This window comes from Geodermatophilus sp. FMUSA9-8, assembly GCF_037034165.1.
GTDB lineage: Bacteria > Actinomycetota > Actinomycetes > Mycobacteriales > Geodermatophilaceae > Geodermatophilus > Geodermatophilus nigrescens.
On sequence record NZ_JBAGKE010000006.1, the window covers coordinates 50,748 to 70,605 of the forward strand.

At 75.8% G+C, this 19,858-nt stretch carries 21 protein-coding genes and 1 pseudogene; 10 read left to right on the forward strand and 12 right to left on the reverse strand.

Annotation, left to right across the window (positions count from 1 at the left end):
- Positions 1 to 103 precede the first annotated feature (103 nt).
- Positions 104 to 1,753: a carbamoyltransferase family protein gene (locus WA616_RS13665; RefSeq protein WP_336030591.1), complete on the reverse strand. Its 1,650-nt coding sequence runs from the start codon at positions 1,751 to 1,753 to the stop codon at positions 104 to 106.
- Positions 1,754 to 1,863: 110 nt separating this feature from the next.
- Positions 1,864 to 2,358, reverse strand: coding sequence for a MarR family winged helix-turn-helix transcriptional regulator (locus WA616_RS13670; protein ID WP_217651356.1), 495 nt, complete (start codon positions 2,356 to 2,358; stop codon positions 1,864 to 1,866).
- A 146-nt stretch (positions 2,359 to 2,504) separates the two neighbouring features.
- On the opposite strand from WA616_RS13670, the gene WA616_RS13675 reads away from it, so the two are divergent.
- Positions 2,505 to 3,155: an FMN-dependent NADH-azoreductase gene (locus tag WA616_RS13675; protein WP_336030595.1), complete on the forward strand. Its 651-nt coding sequence runs from the start codon at positions 2,505 to 2,507 to the stop codon at positions 3,153 to 3,155.
- Between the two features lie 22 nt (positions 3,156 to 3,177).
- Here WA616_RS13675 and WA616_RS13680 read toward each other — a convergent pair whose 3' ends face one another.
- The 3 genes from WA616_RS13680 to WA616_RS13690 form a co-directional block, all read right to left on the reverse strand.
- Entirely contained in the window at positions 3,178 to 4,569 is a 1,392-nt protein-coding gene (locus WA616_RS13680; RefSeq protein WP_336030597.1) for an amidase, read from the reverse strand.
- A 4-nt stretch (positions 4,570 to 4,573) separates the two neighbouring features.
- Positions 4,574 to 4,774 (reverse strand): hypothetical protein, encoded by a 201-nt coding sequence (locus tag WA616_RS13685; RefSeq protein WP_073422666.1) that lies wholly within the window; start codon positions 4,772 to 4,774, stop codon positions 4,574 to 4,576.
- Between the two features lie 93 nt (positions 4,775 to 4,867).
- Complete coding sequence (locus WA616_RS13690; RefSeq protein ID WP_336030600.1) at positions 4,868 to 6,580, reverse strand: RecQ family ATP-dependent DNA helicase; 1,713 nt, start codon at positions 6,578 to 6,580, stop codon at positions 4,868 to 4,870.
- A 226-nt stretch (positions 6,581 to 6,806) separates the two neighbouring features.
- Here WA616_RS13690 and WA616_RS13695 point away from each other — a divergent pair, with 226 nt between their 5' ends.
- From WA616_RS13695 to WA616_RS13720, 7 genes and pseudogenes are all read left to right on the forward strand, one after another.
- Complete coding sequence (locus WA616_RS13695) at positions 6,807 to 7,202, forward strand: TOBE domain-containing protein (RefSeq protein ID WP_073422664.1); 396 nt, start codon at positions 6,807 to 6,809, stop codon at positions 7,200 to 7,202.
- 42 nt (positions 7,203 to 7,244) lie between these two features.
- Positions 7,245 to 8,033: a molybdate ABC transporter substrate-binding protein gene (modA, locus tag WA616_RS13700; RefSeq protein WP_336030601.1), complete on the forward strand. Its 789-nt coding sequence runs from the start codon at positions 7,245 to 7,247 to the stop codon at positions 8,031 to 8,033.
- Positions 8,030 to 8,824, forward strand: coding sequence for an ABC transporter permease (locus WA616_RS13705; protein ID WP_073422662.1), 795 nt, complete (start codon positions 8,030 to 8,032; stop codon positions 8,822 to 8,824). Before modA ends, WA616_RS13705 begins: the two co-directional genes overlap by 4 nt.
- 29 nt (positions 8,825 to 8,853) lie before the next feature.
- Positions 8,854 to 9,297: pseudogene (locus WA616_RS24505) on the forward strand (ATP-binding cassette domain-containing protein); the annotation flags it as partial.
- 120 nt (positions 9,298 to 9,417) lie between these two features.
- Positions 9,418 to 9,873 carry a TOBE domain-containing protein gene (locus tag WA616_RS24510; protein ID WP_442902004.1) on the forward strand — a complete coding sequence of 152 codons (456 nt, stop codon included), beginning with the start codon at positions 9,418 to 9,420 and terminating at the stop codon, positions 9,871 to 9,873.
- A gap of 118 nt (positions 9,874 to 9,991) precedes the next feature.
- On the forward strand, positions 9,992 to 10,609 hold the full coding sequence (locus tag WA616_RS13715) for a nucleotidyltransferase family protein (RefSeq protein ID WP_336030607.1): 618 nt from the start codon (positions 9,992 to 9,994) through the stop codon (positions 10,607 to 10,609).
- Positions 10,606 to 11,031, forward strand: a complete 426-nt coding sequence (locus WA616_RS13720) for a molybdenum cofactor biosynthesis protein MoaE (RefSeq protein WP_336030608.1) — start codon at positions 10,606 to 10,608, stop codon at positions 11,029 to 11,031. The genes WA616_RS13715 and WA616_RS13720 overlap by 4 nt, the downstream gene beginning before the upstream one ends.
- Before the next feature lie 49 nt (positions 11,032 to 11,080).
- On the opposite strand, the gene WA616_RS13725 is transcribed toward WA616_RS13720, so the two are convergent.
- From WA616_RS13725 to WA616_RS13750, 6 genes are all read right to left on the reverse strand, one after another.
- On the reverse strand, positions 11,081 to 11,299 hold the full coding sequence (locus WA616_RS13725; protein WP_336030610.1) for a hypothetical protein: 219 nt from the start codon (positions 11,297 to 11,299) through the stop codon (positions 11,081 to 11,083).
- Entirely contained in the window at positions 11,296 to 12,345 is a 1,050-nt protein-coding gene (locus WA616_RS13730) for a hemolysin family protein (RefSeq protein ID WP_336030611.1), read from the reverse strand. Before WA616_RS13730 ends, WA616_RS13725 begins: the two co-directional genes overlap by 4 nt.
- The gene (locus WA616_RS13735) at positions 12,338 to 13,726 is read right to left on the reverse strand and encodes a hemolysin family protein (protein WP_336030612.1); all 1,389 of its coding nucleotides are present in this window, start codon (positions 13,724 to 13,726) and stop codon (positions 12,338 to 12,340) included. The genes WA616_RS13730 and WA616_RS13735 overlap by 8 nt, the downstream gene beginning before the upstream one ends.
- A 69-nt stretch (positions 13,727 to 13,795) precedes the next feature.
- Positions 13,796 to 14,032 (reverse strand): MoaD/ThiS family protein, encoded by a 237-nt coding sequence (locus tag WA616_RS13740; protein WP_336030613.1) that lies wholly within the window; start codon positions 14,030 to 14,032, stop codon positions 13,796 to 13,798.
- A 31-nt stretch (positions 14,033 to 14,063) separates the two neighbouring features.
- A complete protein-coding gene (moaA, locus tag WA616_RS13745) occupies positions 14,064 to 15,128 on the reverse strand; it encodes a GTP 3',8-cyclase MoaA (RefSeq protein WP_336030614.1) in 1,065 nt (354 codons plus the stop codon).
- A gap of 148 nt (positions 15,129 to 15,276) precedes the next feature.
- Positions 15,277 to 16,155 carry a hypothetical protein gene (locus tag WA616_RS13750; protein ID WP_336030616.1) on the reverse strand — a complete coding sequence of 293 codons (879 nt, stop codon included), beginning with the start codon at positions 16,153 to 16,155 and terminating at the stop codon, positions 15,277 to 15,279.
- A gap of 192 nt (positions 16,156 to 16,347) precedes the next feature.
- On the opposite strand from WA616_RS13750, the gene WA616_RS13755 reads away from it, so the two are divergent.
- Together WA616_RS13755 and WA616_RS13760 are read left to right on the forward strand one after the other, a co-directional pair.
- Positions 16,348 to 17,604 (forward strand): MFS transporter, encoded by a 1,257-nt coding sequence (locus tag WA616_RS13755; protein ID WP_336030619.1) that lies wholly within the window; start codon positions 16,348 to 16,350, stop codon positions 17,602 to 17,604.
- A 72-nt stretch (positions 17,605 to 17,676) separates the two neighbouring features.
- Entirely contained in the window at positions 17,677 to 18,516 is an 840-nt protein-coding gene (locus WA616_RS13760; RefSeq protein WP_336030621.1) for an aldo/keto reductase, read from the forward strand.
- A 328-nt stretch (positions 18,517 to 18,844) separates the two neighbouring features.
- Here WA616_RS13760 and WA616_RS13765 read toward each other — a convergent pair whose 3' ends face one another.
- Positions 18,845 to 19,717 carry a DUF3097 domain-containing protein gene (locus WA616_RS13765; protein WP_245794882.1) on the reverse strand — a complete coding sequence of 291 codons (873 nt, stop codon included), beginning with the start codon at positions 19,715 to 19,717 and terminating at the stop codon, positions 18,845 to 18,847.
- Between the last annotated feature and the right edge of the window lie 141 nt (positions 19,718 to 19,858).

Here is a 19,858-nt window from a genome sequence, read left to right on the forward strand (position 1 = left end):
CGATGCCGGATCGTTGCCGGGGGCGGCGTGCACACGGGGTTCGCAGCCGATGCCGATCCGGTTCACCCCTCCCCCGTCCGGGGAGGGGCGGACCGCTCGGGGACTACTCGGGGCGGGGCGTGCGCACCGGCCGGCGGACGACGAACGGGCCGATGGCCAGCAGGTCGACCGGCGCGGAGCCGAAGCACTCCAGGGCGTCGCGGGGGTCGTCGACCATCGGGCGCCCGGCGGTGTTGAGGCTGGTGTTGACGACGACCGGCAGGCCCGTGCGCCGCTCGAACGCGGCGATCATCCGGTGCACCAGCGGCTCGGTGTCCGGGTCGATCGTCTGGATGCGCGCCGTGCCGTCGACGTGGGTGACCGTGGGGATGCGGTCCCGCCACTCGGGGGCGACGTCGTGCACGAAGAGCATGTACGGCGAGGGGATCGGGCCCCGGCTGAAGATCTCCGGCGCCCTCTCCAGCAGCACCATCGGCGCCACGGGGCGGAACTGCTCGCGGCCCTTGACGTCGTTCATCCGCTCGAGGTTGGCCTCGAAGCCGGGGTGGGCGAGCAGCGAGCGGTGGCCGAGCGCCCGCGGGCCGTACTCGCTGCGGCCCTGGAACCAGGCGACGATCCCGTTGTCGGCGAGCACCTCGGCCACGGCCTCGGCGACGTCGTCGGGCCGCTCGTAGTCGATGGCGGCGGTCTGCAGCCAGCGCTCGATCTCGTCGTCGCTCCAGCCGCGGCCCAGGGCCGCGCCCGGCATCGGCTCGGTGCGCTCGCCCAGCTCGGCGGCCACGTGCAGGGCGGCGCCGAGGGCGGTGCCGGCGTCGCCGGCGGCCGGCTGCACCCAGACGTGCTCGAACGGGCTCTCGGCGAGGATCCGGGTGTTGGCCACGCAGTTGAGCGCGGTGCCGCCGGCCATCGTGAGGGTCGTCGAGCCGGTCTGCTCGTGCACCCAGCGGGCGAGGTCGACCAGCACCTCCTCCAGCCGCGTCTGCACGCTGGCGGCGAGGTCGGCGTGGTCCTCGGTCCACTGCTCGTCCCGCCCGAGGCGGGGGGCGAACTCGGAGAAGTCGATCCGCTCGGTGCGGAAGCCGCCGTCGCCGGTGGCGCGGATGAGCTCGGACAGCTCGCCGAGGAAGCGCGGCTTGCCGTAGGAGGCCATCGCCATGACCTTGAACTCGTCGGAGCTGCGCAGGAAACCCAGGTGGTCGGTGAGCTCCTCGTACATGAGGCCCAGCGAGTGGGGGAGCGACTGCCCGGCCAGCACCTCGAGCTGCCCGTCCACGTAGCGGCCGGCGAGGTGGCTGTGCGCCTCGCCGCGGCCGTCGAGCACCAGGACGGCGTTGTCGCGCTGCGGGGCGGCCTTGCCGGCCGAGGCGGCGTGCGCGACGTGGTGCTTGACGAAGCGCACCTTCGCGGGGTCCAGGCCGGGGAGGGCGTGCGCGAGGAAGCTCGGCGCCATCTCGGCGTACTTCTTCCGCATCGTGTCGCCGTCGTCGAACAGCCCGGAGTCCTCCGGCGTGCCCATGAGCGCGGGGTCGAAGGAGTAGGCGACGGCGTCGAGCTCCTCGGGGCGGATGCCGGCCTCCTTCAGGCACCACGCCGCCGACAGCTCGGGCAGCTCCCAGGCGCTCCAGGGCAGCGGGCGCTTGCCGTGCTTGCGCCGGCTGAAGCGTTCCTCCTCGGCCGCGGCCACGACCCTGCCGTCGACGACGAGCGCCGCCGCGGGGTCGTGGTAGATGGCGTTGATGCCGAGGACCTTCACGTGCGCTCTCCTCCCGCACCGGGCGACGTGCCCGGCTCTCTGCGGCTGATCTTCGGCGCGCGGCGGCGGTCCCGCAGGACGAGCCGGCGGGAGGAGCCCGGTCGGGCGACCTAGACGCAGGACCCCGCGGGAGGCGCGGCGCTGGCGAACCGGCCGGCCGCGAGCCGGTGGAGGGTGCGCACGAGGTGCTCGCGGTCGGCGGCGGGGAGGTCGGCGAGCAGCTCGTCCTCGACCCGCGTGAGCTCGGGCTCGACGGCGGCCAGCCACTCGCGGCCGGCGTCGGTGATCTCGGCCAGCCGGACGCGGCGGTCGTGCGCCGACGGGCGGCGCACCGCCCAGCCGGCGCGCTCGAGCGCGTCCAGGGCGGAGGTGACCGTCGTCTTGTCCAGGCCCGCGGACGAGCCGAGCGCGAGCTGGGTGGCCGGCGGGCACGCGGCCAGCAGCCGCAGGACGACGACGCTGCGCAGGCTGCCGCCGTGCACGCGGGCGACGTGGTCCATCGCGCCGACCAGGCCGCTGCCCACGCGCTGCACCAGCCAGGTCAGGTCGCCGGACAGGGCCGAGTGCACGGACGCGGGGCTCGCGTCGTCCTCGGTCGCGGTCACGCCCTCCACGGTACCCAGGCGGCCAAGGACACGTCCGTCCTGAGAACTTCTTGACACAGAACATCTCACGGCGGAACGTAGGAGGAGCCCCGCCGGCAGCGTCGCCACCCGGGGACCCCCCCGTACCTCCTCCCTGGGAGACCGCCGTGACCCTGTTCCGCCTGGACGCCACCATCCGCCCCGAGGGCTCCGCCAGCCGCGAGATCGCCGACGTCGTCGAGGCCGAGTGGCGGCAGTCCCACCCCGGCGACGACGTCGTCCGCCGGCACGTCGGCCTCCACCCGCTGCCCTCCGGCGCGTGGGCCGCCGCCGTCTCGGGTGCCCAGACCCCGGAGGAGCTGCGCAGCCCCGAGCAGCGCGCCGCGGTCGCGCTGAGCGCCGCGCTCGTCGACGAGCTCACGGGCGCCGACGCCGTGCTGCTCGCGGTCCCGCTCTACAACTTCGGCGTCTCGCAGCACGTGAAGGCGTGGATGGACCTGGTCATCGCCGACCCGCGCGCCGCCGGCGGCTCCGCGCCGCTGCTCGCCGGCACGCCCACCGTGCTGGCCACCGTCCGCGGCGGGGCCTACGGCGCCGGCACCCCGCGCGAGGGCTGGGACCACTCCACCGCCTACCTGCGGCGGATCCTCGCCGACGTCTGGGGCGCCGACCTGACCGTCGTCGAGCGCGAGTTCACGCTGGTCGGCGTCAACCCGGCGCTGGACGCCTTCACCGACACCGCCGCCGAGATGCACATGGCGGCCCTGAGCGCCGCCCGCGAGGCCGGCCGGGCGCTGGGCGCGCTGCCGGTCGGCTGACGTCCCGGGCGCCGGCGTCCTCCTACAGCGGGGGGCGCCGCGCGCCCCAGTCGGTCGCGGACTCGTAGGCCTGCCCCACGCGGAGCACGCCGGCCTCGTCGAACGGCCGGCCGATGACCTGCAGCCCGATCGGGAGGCCGGCGGAGGTGAAGCCGCACGGGACGGACAGCGCCGGCAGGCCGGTGACGTTGCCGGGGGCCGAGTGCCCGACCCAGGCGTCGATGACCGCCTTCTCCGTGCCGCCGGGGAAGGTGAAGGTCTGCTGCCCCACCGCGGCCGCGGCGGCGGGCAGGGTCGGGCACACGAGCGCGTCGATGCCCTCGAACGCGCGGCGGAAGGCCTGCTGCACCAGCGTCCGGACGCGCAGCGCCTTGATGTACTGCGTGGCGAGCACCGTCTCGCCGGCCTCGAGGAAGACCCGGACGTCGTCGGTGTAGAGGTCCCCGGACTCCCGCAGCATCTCCTGGTGGTAGGCGCTGGCCTCGGGCACGAGGACCCCGAACTCGACGGCCATCATCTGCTCGGCGTAGGGGATCTCCACCTCCCGCAGCCGCGCCCCCCGGGCCTCGAGGACGCCGATCGCCTCCCGGACGGCCGCCTCCACCTCGGGGTCGACGTCGTCGAAGAAGTAGTTGGCCGGGACGCCGAGCACCAGGCCGGCGACACCGGCGTCGAGGTCGGCCGTGAAGTCGGGGACCGGCTCCTTCGCCGAAGCCGGGTCGCGGGCGTCGAACCCGGCGATCGCCTGCAGCGTGAGGGCCGCGTCGCGCACGGTGCGCGTGAGCGGCCCGGCGTGGTCGAGCGACCAGCACAGCGAGGTGACCCCGGCGCGGGACACCCGGCCGTAGGTCGGCTTGAGGCCGACGGTGCCGCACACGGACGCCGGGATGCGGATCGAGCCACCGGTGTCGGTGCCCATCCCCATCAGGCACTCCCCGCCGGCCACCGCGGCCCCGGACCCGCCGCTGGAGCCGCCCGGCACGCGCCCGGTGTCCCAGGGGTTGCGGGTGGTCGGCGTGAGCACCCCGTAGGCGAACTCGTGGGTGTGCGTCTTGCCCACCACCACCGCCCCGGCGTCGCGGAGCCGGGCCACGCAGGCGGAGTCCTCCGTGGCGACGTGCCCCGAGCGCACCGCGGAGCTGGACGTGGTCGGGAGGCCGGCCACGTCGTAGAGGTCCTTGATGCCCACGGGGATGCCGTGCAGCGGGCCGCGGTGTCCGCCGTCGCGGATCTCCTGCTCCGCCCGGCGGGCGGCCTCGAGCGCCTCGTCGGCGGTCACGACGACGAAGGCGCCCAGGCGGTCCTCGACCTCCGCGATGCGGTCGAGCGCGGACTGCACGAGCTCGACCGGGGACAGCGCGCGCTGCTCGATCTGCCGGGCGGCCTCGGCGATGCTCAGCTCGAAGGGCTGCACGTCCTCACTCCCACCGCGCGTCGAAGCCGGTGGCCGGCGGGGTCTCGCCCACCGCGATCGCGTCGAGGCTGTCGTAGAGGCCCAGGACCATGGTCACGGCGGGGGTGGCGGCCGTGCGCCGGTCCGGGCCGAGCTCCAGGCGGGCGTGCGCGAGCAGCTGGTCGAGCGCCTCGTCGCCGAGCGGCGACCGCGGGGTCGAGGCCATGGGCTCCCTCTTCCGGTCGAGGTGTGACGTGCCGCACAGCATGCCCGGGTCCCCGCGCTCGCGCAGGGGCCCCCGCCCGCCCCCGCCGCCCCGTCAGGCGCCGCGGACCTGCAGCAGGTCGTTGGCCTCGACCGCCTCGAGCGCCAGGGTCTTGTAGCCGACCTCCTCGAACAGCACGACGACGCGGTCGTCCTCCACCCGCATGACCACGCCGGGCCCCCACTCGGTGTGGGTCACCGGCGTCTCGGGCGGGAAGGGCGTGTCGGTGTCGTCGCCGACGTGCTGCTCGTGCGAGGTGCCGGCCGAGCAGGTGTCGCAGTTGCCGCACGGCTCCTCGAGCTGCTCGCCGAAGTAGCCGAGCAGGTACTGGCGGCGGCACTCGGTGGTCTCGGCGTAACCGCGCATCATCTCGACGCGGCTCTGGTCGACGCGCTCGTGGTGCTCGGCGAGCTCGCGCGCGGCGGCCGCGGCGTCCCCCGGGGCGGGGGCGCCCTCGGCGGGGTGGGCGGCGCCCTCGTCGTCGAGGACCACGGCGGACACCTGCTCGAGCAGGTTGAGGTCCCGGGCCAGCGGGGTGGCGCCGCGGCCGGTCTCCTCGCGCAGCGTCTTGACGTCGACGCCGTCGTCGAGGCCGGCCGCCGGCGCCGCGGCGACGAGGCCGGCGACCTGCTGCAGCTCCTCCTCGGCGGGGGCGCCGGCGGCGAAGAACCGGCGCAGGCCGAGGTCCTCCTGCCGGTAGACCAGCACTGCGAGGGCGGGCTCGCCGTCGCGGCCGGCCCGGCCGATCTCCTGGTAGTAGCTGTCGACGGAGTCCGCCGGCTCGGCGTGCACGACGAAGCGGGTTCCGGGCTTGTCGATGCCCATGCCGAAGGCGGTGGTGGCGACGACGACGTCGAGCTCGTCGTCCATCCACGCGCGCTGGGTGTCCTCGCGCTCGCTCTTCTTCAGGCCCGCGTGGTACGGCCGGGCGCGCAGGCCGCGCTCGGTCAGGGCGTCGGCGAGGTCGACGGTGCCCTTGCGGGTGGCGCTGTAGACGATGCCCGGGCCGCGGCCGGCCTCGACCTCGCCCGCGGCCCGGTCGAGGACGGCGGCGCGCTTGCCGTGCGCGTCGGCGTGGTGGTCGACCTCCAGGCGGATCTCGGGACGGTCGAACCCGGCGACGACGACCTCGGGGTCGCGCATGGACAGCCGCTCGACGATCTCGGCGCGCACCGGGGGCGCGGCGGTGGCGGTGAGCGCGAGCACGGTCGGGTGGCCGAGCTGCTCGACGACCTGGCCGAGCCGCAGGTAGTCGGGCCGGAAGTCGTGGCCCCACGCGGAGACGCAGTGCGCCTCGTCGACGACGAACAGCGCCGGGCCGGCGTCGCGGACGGCGTCGACGACCTCGGGCTTGGTCAGCTGCTCGGGCGCGAGGAAGAGGAAGCGGACCGTTCCGTCCGCCAGGCCCTCGAGGGCGGCGCGCTGGTCGCCGGCCGACAGGCTGGAGTTCAGCTGGGCGGCGCGGCCGGCCCGCTCGCCGAGCTCCGCGAGCCGCTCGACCTGGTCGCGCTGGAGGGCGATGAGCGGCGAGACGATCACCACGGGGCCGTCGACGAGCTGCCCGGCGACCTGGTAGACGGCGCTCTTGCCGGCGCCGGACGGCAGCACGGCCAGGGTGTCCCGCCCGGCGAGGACCGCCTGCATGGCGCGCTCCTGGCCCGGCCGGAACTCCTCGAAGCCGAGGACGGCGCGGGCCTTCTCGCGCAGCCGGCGGGTGCGGACGGACGCCGAGCCGCCGGCGGGGTTCTCGCTGGGGGTGCGTGACACCGGCTGCCACTCCCCGGGCGCCGTGATCGGCAAACGGAACGCAGGTGGCCCGACCCTGGGAGGCTGGCGGCGTCCCCGCGGGAACGCCCGCGCGCCCGTCCGGCCCGCGCCGTGTGCACGCAGCGCGCTAGCACGGGCTCCCCGGGCGCGGTGTGTGCACACCGCGTGCCCGTCCCTCCGCGGGACGGGTCAGCGGACGGCGGCCCGGCGACTAGGGTCGCCCGGCGTGAGCGCGAGCTACCGGATCGCCGAGGCCGCGGCGCTGCTCGGGGTCAGCGACGACACGGTGCGCCGGTGGATCGACAGCGGCCGCCTGCCCGCCTCGCGCGAGGGCGGCGGGCCGGCGCACGTCGACGGCGCCGACCTCGCCCGCCTGGCCACCGAGCTGCACGAGGCGCCCGAGCCCGGCACCACCCGGGGCTCCTCGGCGCGCAACCGGCTCGCCGGCATCGTCACCCGCGTCCTCCGCGACACCGTGATGGCCCAGGTCGAGATCCAGGCCGGCCCGTTCCGGCTGGTGTCGCTCATGTCCCGCGAGGCCGCCGACGAGCTCGGCCTCGAGGTCGGCGTCCGCGCCGTGGCGACGGTCAAGGCGACGCAGGTGAGCGTCGACGTCCCGTAGTGGTTCCGCACCAGCGGACCTGCAGGGGCTAGGGTCCCGCGCATGCGGAGCGGACGCGTCCTCGCGGTGCTGACGGCGGTGGCCCTGGCGTCGGCCTGCGGAGGCGGCGACGACGGCGCGGCCGCCACGACGCCGACCGGCGGGAACGGCGGGCCCACCGGCACGCTCACCGTCTTCGCCGCCGCCTCGCTCACCGACGTCTTCACCGCCCTCGGCGAGCGGTTGGAGGCGGAGAGCGACGGGCTGACCGTGCAGTTCAACTTCGCCGGCAGCTCGGCGCTGGCCACCCAGCTCACCCAGGGCGCCCCGGCCGACGTCTTCGCCTCCGCCAACGGCGCCCAGATGTCGGTCGTGACCGACGCGGGCCTGGCCGACGGTGACCCCACCGTCTTCACCGCCAACGTCCTGCAGATCGCCGTGCCCGCCGGCAACCCCGCCGGCGTCACCGGCCTCGCCGACTTCGCCCGCGAGGAGCTCGCCCTCGCCGTCTGCGCGCCGGACGTGCCCTGCGGCGCCGCCGCCGAGGACGTCTTCGCCGCGGCCGGCGTCACCCCGCGCCCGGACACGCAGGAGGAGGACGTCCGGGCCGCGCTCACGAAGGTCGAGCTCGGCGAGGTCGACGCCGCGCTGGTCTACGCCACCGACGTCGTGGCCGCCGGCGAGGCCGTCGAGGGCATCTCCGTCCCCGAGGCCGAGGACGCCGTCAACGACTACCCGCTCTGCACGCTGGCCGGCGCGCCCAACCCCGACGCCGCCCGCGCCTTCGTCGACCTGGTGCTCTCCGACGAGGGGCAGCAGGCCCTGCAGGACGCCGGCTTCCGGGCCCCGTGAGGCGCGCCCGCACCCCGGCGCCGCTGCTGGTCCCGGCGGCCCTCGCCGTCGCCTTCCTGGTGCTGCCGCTGGCCGGGCTGCTGGTCCGCACGCCCTGGTCGCAGCTCGGCGCCCTGCTCACCGCGCCCGGCGTCGGGCAGGCGCTGCGGCTGTCGCTGGTCTCGGCGACGCTCGCCACGCTCGTCTCCGTCGTCCTCGGCGTGCCGCTGGCCTGGGTGCTCGCCCGCTCCCGGGCGCGCGGGCGGTCGGTGCTGCGCGCGCTGGTCACCGTGCCGCTGGTGCTGCCGCCGGTGGTCGGCGGCGTCGCGCTGTTCCTCGTGCTCGGCCGGCAGGGGATCGTCGGCAGCTGGCTCGACGACGCCTTCGGCATCACCATCCCGTTCACCACGACGGCGGTGGTCATCGCCGAGACGTTCGTGGCCATGCCGTTCCTCGTCATCAGCGTCGAGGGCGCGCTCCGGGCCGCCGACGTCCGCTACGAGGACGCCGCCGCCACCCTCGGCGCCGACCGCTGGACGACCTTCCGCCGCGTCACCCTGCCGCTGGTGGCGCCGGGCGTCGCCGCGGGCGCGGTGCTGTGCTGGGCCCGCGCGCTCGGGGAGTTCGGCGCCACGATCACCTTCGCCGGCAACTTCCCCGGCACCACGCAGACGATGCCGCTCGCCGTCTACCTCGCCCTGCAGCGCGACCCGCAGGCAGCGATCGTGCTCTCCCTCGTCCTGCTCGTCGTCTCGGTCGCCACCCTGCTGCTGCTGCGCGACCGCTGGCTCGGCCGGGGCGCCGCCGCGTGAGCGTGGACGCGCACGTCGTCGTCCGCCGGGGGCCGCTGACCGTCGACGTCGCCCTGGAGGTGGCCGACGGCGAGGTGCTCGCCGTCCTCGGCCCCAACGGCGCGGGCAAGTCCACGCTGCTGCGCGTGCTCGCCGGGCTGCTGCCGCCCGACGGTGGCCGGGTCGCCGTCGACGGCACCCCGTGGGACGACGTCGCCGCGCGCGTGCACCTGCCCGCCCACCGCCGGCCGCTCGGGATGGTGTTCCAGGACCACCTGCTGTTCCCCCACCTGTCGGTGCTGGAGAACGTCGCCTTCGGCCCGCGGACGCGCGGCGTGCCGAGGCGGGAGGCGCGCGCCGCCGCGGCCGCGTGGCTGGCGCGGGTGGGGCTGGCCGAGCACGGGCCGCGGCGGCCCGGGCAGCTCTCCGGCGGGCAGGCGCAGCGGGCGGCGCTGGCCCGGGCGCTGGTCGGCGACCCTGCGCTGCTGCTGCTCGACGAGCCGCTGTCGGCGCTGGACGCCCGCACCCGCCTGGCCGTCCGCGCCGAGCTGCGGCGCCACCTCGCCGACTTCGCCGGCAGCACCGTGCTGGTCACCCACGACCCGGTCGACGCGATGGCGCTGGCCGACCGCGTGCTCGTCGTCGAGGACGGCGCCGTGGTGCAGGCCGGCCCGCCCGCCGACGTCGCCCGGCACCCGCGCACCGACTACGTGGCCCGGCTGGTCGGGCTGTCGCTGCTGCCCGGCACGGCGGAGGGGACGACGGTGCGCCTGGACGGCGGGGGAGCGGTCACCGTGGCCGAGCCCGCGAGCGGGCCGGTGCTGGTCGCCGTCCGCCCGGAGTCGGTGGCGCTCTACCCCTCGCGACCCGAGGGCAGCCCGCGCAACGCCTGGCCCGCCACCGTGGCCGGCGCCACGCCGCACGGCTCCACGGTGCGCTGCGAGCTCGTCGGCGAGGTGCCGCTGCTCGCCGACGTCACCGCCACCGCGTTCGCCGAGCTCGGCCTCGCGCCGGGCTCGCCGGTGTGGGCGGTGGTCAAGGCCTCCGAGGTCGCCGTCTACGCCCGCTGAGGGGTCGGCGCATGATCAGGCGGGATCACCGGGACGCGTCCTGGCTCACCGTGGGACGTGAGCCAGGACGCGACACGACCAGGCCGGCTGATCATGCGGGGCAGGGGAGGGGAGGGGCATGAGCACGGTCGCCGGGCTGGTCCTCGCCGCGGGCGGGGGCCGCCGCTACGGGATGCCGAAGGCGCTGGTCGAGTACGACGGCAGCCTGCTGGTCGAGCGGGCGGTGCGGACGGCGCGCGCGGCTTGCGACCCGGTGCTGGTCGTCCTCGGCGCCCGCGCGGTCGACGTGTGGCGGTCCGCGGACCTCACCGGCGCCACGGTGCTGGCCAACCGCGAGTGGGAGACCGGCATGGCCTCCAGCCTGCGCACCGGCCTCGACGGCCTGCGCGGCTGGCCGGTGGCGGCGGGGCGGCGGGGTGGGGGAGCCATCGACGCCGCCCTCGTCACGCTCGTGGACATGCCGGGCATGACGCCGGAGGCGCTGCGGGCGGTCGCCGCGCACGCCTCCCCCGGCGCGCTCGCCGTCGCCACCTACGACGGCGTCCGCGGGCACCCGGTGCTCCTCGGCCGGGATCACTGGGCCGGGGTGGCGGCGACGGCGGCCGGCGACGAGGGCGCCCGCCGGTACCTCGCCGCGCACGACGTCACGGAGGTCGACTGCAGCGGCCTGGCCGACCCGGTCGACCTCGACGTGCCCCCGGCCGGGTCCGGCGACGGGGTAGCTTCGGGCCCGTGATCGCCGGGCACCTGGTCGCCAGAGTCGTCGACGAGCCGCTGTCCGTCGCCGAGCACGAGCAGGCCGTCGCCGACGCGGGCGCGGGTGCCGTCGTCTCCTTCTCCGGCGTCGTCCGCGACACCGACGGCGGCCGCTCGGTGACCGAGCTCGAGTACGTCGGCCACCCGACCGCGGAGCAGGTCATCACCGAGCTGGCCGAGGAGTTCGCCGCCCGGCCCGGCGTGCGCGCGGTCGCCGTCTCCCACCGCGTCGGCCTGCTCGGCATCGGCGACGTCGCCCTGGCCTGCGCGGTCAGCTCCGCCCACCGCGGCGAGGCGTTCACCGCGTGCGCCGAGCTCGTCGACGAGGTGAAGAAGCGGCTGCCCATCTGGAAGCGCCAGGTCTTCACCGACGGCGACGAGGAGTGGGTGGCCTGCCCCTGAGGCGGCCGGCCGCCGGCCGGTGACACACCGGCCGGGCGGCTGAGCGGACTCAGCCGACGGTGCGGCCGTCCTCGTCCGTCGGGCGCGCGGTGCCGTGCCCGTGGGCGGCCTCCTCGGCGCGCTCCTCCTCGAGCTCCGCCTCGGCCTCGAGGCGGTGCGCCTCACCGGCCACCTGCGCGGCGGCGTCGCCGTGCGACTCGCCGTAGACCTCCTCGGCCCGGCCCAGCAGCTCCTCGGCCTTCGCCTTGGCCTTGTCCACGAAGCTCATCGCGTTCCCGTCCTCTCCGTACCCCTGTGTGCAGCATCCCGGATCTCGCCGACCAGCTCCTCGAGGATGTCCTCCAGGGCCACGACGCCGACCACCCGGCCGCCGTCGGTCACCGCCGCGAACTGTGCCCGTCCGGCCTGCATCACGCCCAGCGTGCGCCGCAGGTCGTCGGCGGCGGCCACCCGCGGCAGCGGCCGGGTGATGTCGCGGACCCGCGGCTCCGGCGCGCCGTCGGCCACCAGGACGTCCTTCACGTGCACGTAGCCGAGCAGCCGGTCGCCGTCGGCCACGGGGAACCGGGAGAAGCCGGTGGCCGCGGCCGCCCGCTCGACGGCGTCGGTCCCGTCGCCGGGCGCCACCGTGGTGAGCGCCGTGCGGGGGATGAGCACCGAGCGGGTGTCGCGGTCCTCCAGCTGCAGCGCGCCGGTGAGCAGCTCGTGGCCGCGCTCGTCGAGCAGGCCGCCGGCGCGGGACTCGTCGAGCAGCCCGGCCACCTCGTCGCGGGTGAACGCGCTGGTCACCTCGTCCTTGGGCTGCACGCGCAGCAGCCGCAGGACGCCGTTGGCCAGCGCGTTGAGCGACACGATGACCGGCTTGAGCACGGTGACGACGGCGCGCAGCGGGGGAGCGAGCGCCAGCGCGGCGCGGTCGGGGCCGGCCAGCGCCAGGTTCTTCGGCACCATCTCGCCGATCACCACGTGCAGCGCCACGACGACGGTCAGCGCGATGACGAACGAGATCGGGTGCACGAGCGCCTCGGGCACCGACAGTGCCGCGAAGACCGGCTCCAGCAGGTGCGCCACGGCGGGCTCGCCGATGGCGCCGAGGCCCAGCGAGCAGACGGTGATGCCCAGCTGCGCGCCGGCCATCATCAGCGAGACGCGCTCCATCGCCGCGAGCGTCGTGCGGGCGCGGCGCGACCCCGCCTCGGCCAGCGGCTCGATCGACGAGCGGCGCGCGGAGATCAGCGCGAACTCCGCGCCGACGAAGAAGGCGTTGGCCAGCAGCAGGACGACGGCGACCAGGACGCCGAGCCAGTCACCCACGGTCGTCCTCCTCGTCGTCGCCGGTGGTGGCGGGCACGCCGCCGACGACGGCGCGCTCCACCCGGGTGCCGTCGACCCGCTCGACCTGCACCCACACCCCGGCGGGCAGGCCCTCGGCCTCGGCGGCGAGCTCCGGCGGCAGGGTCGGGCGGGCCTCGATGCGGTCGCCGACCTCGGGGATCCGGCCGAGCACGTGCAGCACGAGCCCGCCGAGGGTCTCCCAGTGGCGGTCCGACGGCACCGCCAGACCGGTCGCGGCGGCCACCTCGTCGGGGCGCAGCAGGCCCGACACCGACCAGGTGCCGTCGCCGCGGTCGACGACGTCGTCGCCGCCCTCCTCGTCGTACTCGTCGACGAGGTCACCGACCAGCTCCTCGACGAGGTCCTCGACGGTCACCACGCCGTCGGTGCCGCCGTACTCGTCGACGACGACGGCCATCTGCAGGCCGCCGCGGCGCAGGTCGCCCAGGAGGTCGTCCAGCCGGCGCGAGGTGGGCACGAACAGCGCCGGCAGCATCACCGCCGACACCGCGGTGGCGGCGCGCCGGTCGCGCGGGACGGCCAGTGCGTGTTTCACGTGGACCATGCCGACGACGTCGTCGATGCCGGCGCCGGAGACGACGGGGAAGCGGGAGTGGCCCGAGTCGCGGGCCGCGGTGAGCACCTCGGCGACGGGTGCGTCGCCGAGCACGGTCGTCATGCGGGTGCGCGGCGTGGCGGCGTCGCTGGCGCGCAGCTCACCGAAGGCAAGCCCGCGCTCGAGCAGCGTGGCGGTCTCCGTGGGCAGCGTCCCCTGCCGGCCCGAACGGCGGACCAGCGAGGTCAGCTCCTCCGGCGAGCGGGCGGAGGCCAGCTCCTCCTGCGGCTCGACGCCGAACAGCCGCCGCAGCAGCGCGTTGGCCCAGCCGTTGAGGAACCGGATGACCAGGGCGGTGGCCCGGGTGAAGCCGCGCTGGAAACCGGCGACCGCGCGGGCGGTGCGCAGCGGCTCGCTGATCGCCACGTTCTTGGGCACCAGCTCGCCGAACACCATGGTCAGCACGGTGGCGAGCACCAGCGCGAGCGTGATCGACACCGACCGGGCGGCCGCGCCGGACAGCCCGGCCGACTCCAGCGGCCCGCGCAGCAGCTCGGCGATGGACGGCTCGGCGACGAAGCCGATCGCCAGGTTGGTGACGGTGATGCCGAGCTGGGCGCCCGAGAGCTGCGTGGACAGCGTCCGCAGCGCGGCGAGCACCCCGCCGGCCCGGCGGTCACCGGCGTCGGCGGCGCGCTCGACGGTGGGCCGGTCGACGGTCACCAGGGCGAACTCGAAGGCCACGAACGCCGCACAGGCGGCGACCAGCAGGACGCCGACGAGGACGAGCAGCCACTCGGTCATGGGGTGACCTCGGCGGAGCGGAGCGGACGGGGACGGCTCGTATGGTGAGGCGAGCTCACGAGGGGGCGGTCATCCTCCGGCGAAGGGGGGCAGCACGTCGACGACTGCCCCGGGTCCGAGTGCCAACGCGCGGTCCCGCGTCTGGGTTCCGTCGACCAGGAACGAGCAGGCGGTGAGCACCCGCTCGAGGCGCTCGCCGTGGGACTCGACGATCCGGCCGACCAGCTCCTCGAGCGTGGCGGCCTCACAGGTCTCGGTGTCGACGCCGGCGGCCGCGCGGGCGCCGGCGAAGTAGCGGACGGTCACGGGCGCCGGGGTGGTGGGGTGGGTGGACAACTCATCCCCCGATGGCCGACATCGGCCGGCTCGGCTGCAGGAAGCTCGGGTCGTCGATGCCGTGGCCGGGGAGCTTGGCCAGCGTGGCGATCCGCCACCGGTCGGCCAGCTCGGCGTCGGTGGCGCCCTCGCGCATCGCCGTCCGCAGGTCGGACTCGTCGCGGGCGAACAGGCAGTTGCGGATCTGGCCGTCGGCGGTGAGCCGGGTGCGGTCGCAGGTGCCGCAGAACGAGCGGGTGACCGAGGCGATGACGCCGACCGTGGCGGGGCCGCCGTCGACCAGCCACCGCTCGGCCGGGGCCGAGCCGCGCTCCTCGGTGTCGGGCGTGAGCACGTGCGCCGCCGACAGCCGTTCCAGGATGTCCTCGGCGGTGACCATCTCGCCGCGGGTCCACGCGTGGTGGGCGTCGAGCGGCATCTGCTCGATGAACCGCAGCTGGTAGCCGTGCTCCAGGCAGTAGTCCAGCAGCGGGACGGCGTCCTCCTCGTTGACGCCCCGCAGCAGGACGGCGTTGACCTTCACCGGCGTGAGCCCGGCGTCGTGCGCGGCCCGCAGGCCCGCCAGCACGTCGTCGAGCCGGTCGCGGTGGGTGAGCCGCCTGAAGCGCTCGCGGTCGAGGGTGTCGAGGCTGACGTTGATGCGGTCCAGCCCGGCCTCGGCGAGCGCGGGGGCCACGCGGGACAGCCCGATCGCGTTGGTGGTCAGGCTGACCTCGGGACGCGGGGTGAGCGCGGTCGCGGCCGCGACGATGCCGGGCAGGCCCGGGCGCAGCAGCGGCTCGCCGCCGGTGAAGCGGACCTCGCGGATGCCGAGCTGCTCGACGCCGATGCGCACCAGCCGGACGACCTCGTCGTCGGTGAGCTGCTCGACCTTGGGCAGCCACTGCAGGCCCTCGGGCGGCATGCAGTAGGAGCAGCGCAGGTTGCAGCGGTCGGTGAGCGACACCCGCAGGTCGGTGGCCACGCGGCCGTGCCGGTCGACCAGGCCGCCGGTGCCCGGGGCTGCACCGCCCTCGACCGCGTCGGCGCGACGGGGCCGGGGGTCGGGCAGCGGGGTGGCACTCACGCTGGCGAATGTAGCCGCGGGAGGCCCGGCCGTCCCCGGTCCCGCGGCGCCGGGGCCCCGGAACGCCGCATCCGCGGACGCCACCGGGGAGTCCCGGCCGCGCCCGCGGATGCGGGTGCTGCACCGACGTTGCACGCCGGCGGCGTGGTCAGCCGATCGGGGTGGGGGAGGTCGGGTCCGGCGGGACGGGGACCGAGCCCTGGATGCGGTTGCGGGCCTGGCAGTCGCTGGTGCAGTTCGTCGCGCCGGCGGACAGCTCGACGGCGTCCTCGCCGAGCACGCCGCCCATGCGCCCGCCCGAGGCCACCGACCAGCGGGACGTCGTCGCCGACAGCGACAGCCGGGTGGCCACCTGGGGGCTGTCCTTGCCGAGCAGCATCTGGTGCGTGGCGTCGCCGGCGACGCCGTTGCCGAGGTTGACCTTCCCGGTGAACTCGTTGACGAAGTAGAAGAGGCCCGGGCCGAGCGTGTGGACGTACTCGACGGCGACGCCGAACTCCTGCTCCATCTGGAAGATGCCGCCCTGCGGGGCGTCCTTCGCCTGCACCTTGAGCTTGCCGCCGGAGGCGGTCGTGAAGGTCACGACGAGGACGTCGTCGCGCAGCCGCAGCTCACCGATCCGCACGCCGCGCAGCTGGGCGGCGGTCAGCACCGGCACCTTCGAGGAGAAGACGACGGTCGGGGCGGTGACCATGCGCTGCGGGTCGGGGGCGCCGGTGAGCGCGTAGTCGTACACGCCGAGGGTGGCCGGGTCGATCGTGAAGGTGACGTGCCGGCCGCGGACGGCGACCGGGCTCGTGGGCGTCGTGTCGCGGAGGCGGTACTCGCTGCCCGCGCCGGGGTTCGCGGTCCGGCCGTTGACGGTGACGGCGAAGTCGCCGCCCGCCGCGGCGCCCTGGGTGCCACCGTCGTCGCCGCCGGAGGCCCGGGCGGTGCCGGGGGACAGCAGGGCGGTGAGGGCCAGCAGCAGGACGAGCAGCAGGCGCAGGGGCAGCGGGCGGGTGGCGCGCTGGGCGGTCGGGGCCACGGGGCTCCTCGGGAGAGGTGTGCGGGACGCCACGGAGGGTCCTCGCAACGCCTCTGAGTGACGACGTCGACACGCTCGGTCGCGAGGAAACCGGGACGACGGAGTCCCCGTCCGTTGTTACGGTCGCGTCGCCACCCGAGAGTCCGGCGGGCAGACCCGCACTCGCCTGTGGCCAGGAAGCGCGAGAAGCCCGTGTCACCCCGCACCCTCCTCGGTCCCTACGGACGCCTGTTCACCGTCCCCGGAGCCGCCTGGTTCTCCCTCGCCGGCTGGGTCGCCCGCCTGCCGCTGCCGATGCTCGGCCTCGGCGCGGTGCTGCTCGTCGAGGGCGAGTCCGGCAGCTACGCCCTCGCCGGCGCCGTCTCGGGCACCCTGGCGCTGACCGCCTCGGTCGCCGGCCCGCAGTGGGCGCGCGCCATGGACCGCCGCGGCCAGGGCCGGGTGCTGCAGGTGGCGATGGCGGCCTACCTGCTCACCGGCCTGGCGTTCGTCGGCGTCGTCGTCGGCGACGCGCCGCGCTGGACCTGGTTCGGCCTCGCGGCGCTCACCGGCGCCAGCCTGCCCAACATCGGCGCGCTGGTCCGCGCCCGGTGGGTGGCCGCCCTGGAGGACGCCGAGCGCCGCCAGATCGCGTTCGCCTTCGAGTCCGTCGTCGACGAGGTCGTGTTCGTCGTCGGCCCGCCGCTGGTGACCGTGCTCGGCACGCTGGTGGCCCCCGCCGCCGGCTTCACCACCGGCATCGTGCTGGGCACGGTGGGCGGGCTGTGGCTGGCGCGCCAGCGCGCCACCGAGCCGGTCGTCACGCCGGCCGACGAGGGCGGCGGGTCGCGGCGCCTGGCCGCCCTCGGGCCCGCGGTGCTGCTCGTGTGCGCCGCCTACCTGGGCGTGGGCACCGTGTTCGGCGCCATGGACGTCGTCGTCGTGGGCTATGCGGAGTCCCTCGGGGTGCCCGCGCTGGCCGGTGTCGCGCTGGCGCTCTACGCCGGCGGCAGCCTGGTCGCGGGTCTCGCCTACGGCGTCGCCCGGCTGCCGGGCACGCTCGCCGCCCGGTTCCTCGGCACCGCGGTGTTCTTCGGCGTGGCCGCGCAGGGGCTGTGGGCGGTGTCGTCGCTGCCGCTGCTGATCGGCGCCGGGTTCCTCGCGGGCCTCGCCGTCGCCCCGGTGCTGGTGTCGGGCGCCTCGCTGATCGAGTCGCGGGTACCGCGGGCGGCGCTCACCGAGGCGCTGTCGTGGTCCAACACCGGGCTGACCGTGGGCGTCACCGCGGGCTCGGCGCTGGCCGGCGCCGCCGTCGACTCCTGGGGCGCGCAGGCCGCGTTCGCCGTGCCCGCGGTGGCCGCCGCCGCGGCGGCGCTCATCGCGCTGGCCGGGGCGCCGCTGCTCCGGCGCGGCGCCCCCGGGTCTGTGACGGAGCCCGCGTCACGGGTTGAGGACGCGGTCGGCGGGTAGCGGCCCCCGACGGGAGAGGCGCGCGCCATGGAGTGGCGCGCCGCCCACCGTCCACGACGAGAGGGAGCACCCGTGGCCACCGTGCCCACCATCCGCCTGAACAACGGCGTCGAGATCCCGCAGCTGGGCTTCGGCGTCTACCAGGTCGAGCCGGAGAACACCGTCGAGGCCGTGCGCACCGCACTCGAGGTCGGCTACCGGCACATCGACACCGCCGAGATGTACGGCAACGAGAAGGAGGTCGGGCAGGCGATCCGCGAGTCGGGCATCGACCCGTCCGAGGTCTTCGTCACGAGCAAGCTGAACAACGGCTTCCACCGCCGCGACGACGCGCTGCGCGCCTTCGACCAGACGATGACCGACCTCGGCCTGGAGCAGCTCGACCTGTTCCTCATCCACTGGCCGCTGCCGACCATCGACGTCGACTACGTCGAGACGTGGAAGGCGATGGAGGAGATCTACGCCGGCGGCCGTTGCCGCGCGATCGGCGTCTCCAACTTCAACCCGCACCACCTGCGCCGGCTGTTCTCCGAGACCGACGTGCGCCCGGCGGTGAACCAGATCGAGATCCACCCGTACCTGGCCAACGACGAGGTGCGGGCCTTCGACGCCGACCACGAGATCGTCACCGAGGCCTGGTCGCCGATCGCGCAGGGCAAGGTGCTCGACGACCCGGCGATCACCGCGATCGCGGAGACGCTGGGCCGCACCCCGGCCCAGGTCGTGCTGCGCTGGCACGTGCAGCGCGGCGACGTCGTCTTCCCGAAGTCGGTGACGCGCAAGCGCGTGGAGGAGAACTTCGCGCTGTTCGACTTCGAGCTCGACGAGGGCCAGATGGCCACCATCAGCGGCCTCGACCGCGGCGAGCGCACCGGCCCGGACCCGGACACGTTCGACTACGTCCCGCGCTGACCGCAGCACCACCACGACGGCCGCCGTCCCCTCCCGGGGCGGCGGCCGTCGCCGTGCGGCGGGCACCACCCGGCCGCACGACGCGAGCCGCCCTGCGGGGGCGCAGCGACACGCGAGCCGCCCTGCGGGGGCGCAGCGACACGAGAGCCGCCCCTGCGGGGGACGGCGGACCGGGCGCGGGGCTGGAGGCTCCCGGCCGGGACGTCGTGGCAGGGCTCAGCGCGTCGACCGGCCTCGGTGCAGGGGCCCGCGCCGAGCGTGCGAGGTGTGGGGGGCACCGAGGTCCTTCCGGGCACCTGGCCGCGGTGGAGGCCGGTAGGCCGACAGATCACTCCGTCACGAAGTCGATCAGCTCCTCGACGCGGCCGATGAGCGCGGGTTCGAGGTCGGTCCAGGTGCGCACGCGGGCGAGGATGCGCTGCGCCCACACGTAGCCGGTGTCGTCCTCCCAGCCGAGCCGCCGGCAGACGCCGGTCTTCCAGTCCTCGCCCCGCGGCACCTCCGGCCAGGCGCGGATGCCGACGACGGAGGGCTTGACGGCCTGCCAGATGTCGATGAACGGGTGCCCGACGACGAGCGCGTGCTGCCCGGTCACCTGCTCGGCGATCCGCGACTCCTTCGACCCGCGCACCAGGTGGTCGACCAGCACGCCGAGCCGCCGGCCCTGGCCCGGGCGGAACTCGCGGACGATGGCCGGCAGGTCGTCGACGCCGTGCAGCGGCTCGACGACGACGCCCTCGATGCGCAGGTCGTGGCCCCAGACCTTCTCGACCAGTTCGGCGTCGTGCTTGCCCTCGACGTAGATGCGGCCCTCGCGGGCGACGCGGGCGCGGGCGCCGGCCACGTAGGTCGAACCCGAGGCGCTGCGGGTCGGCGTCGCGGGGCCCTTCGGCGTCGGGCGCACGAGCACCACCGGCCGGCCGTCGACCCAGAAGCCGGGGCCGAGGGGGTAGGCGCGGACCTTCCCGAACCGGTCCTCGAGGTGGACGACGTCCTTCTCGCAGCGCACGACGGCGCCGACGAAGCCGGACGACGGGTCCTCGACGACGAGGTCGCGCTCGGCGGCCACCTGCGGCGGCGGCTTCTTCACCGTGCGGGGGTGCACCAGGTTGTCGTAGGGCGAGCGGGGCGGCACGCCTCCAATAGAGCCGATGACGGCGCGCCAGCCGTGGAGACGCGCCGGGCGGGACGAGCGCGACACGCCCGGGCGACCGGACGGTCACGTACCGCTACGAGTCGTCGCTCGTCGAGCGGTGCGGCGACCTCCTCCGACACACCGCGCTGACCTGCACGGACGTCGTCCCGCCGGGGGGAGGGGCGCGGTTGCCGGAACGAGGACGGA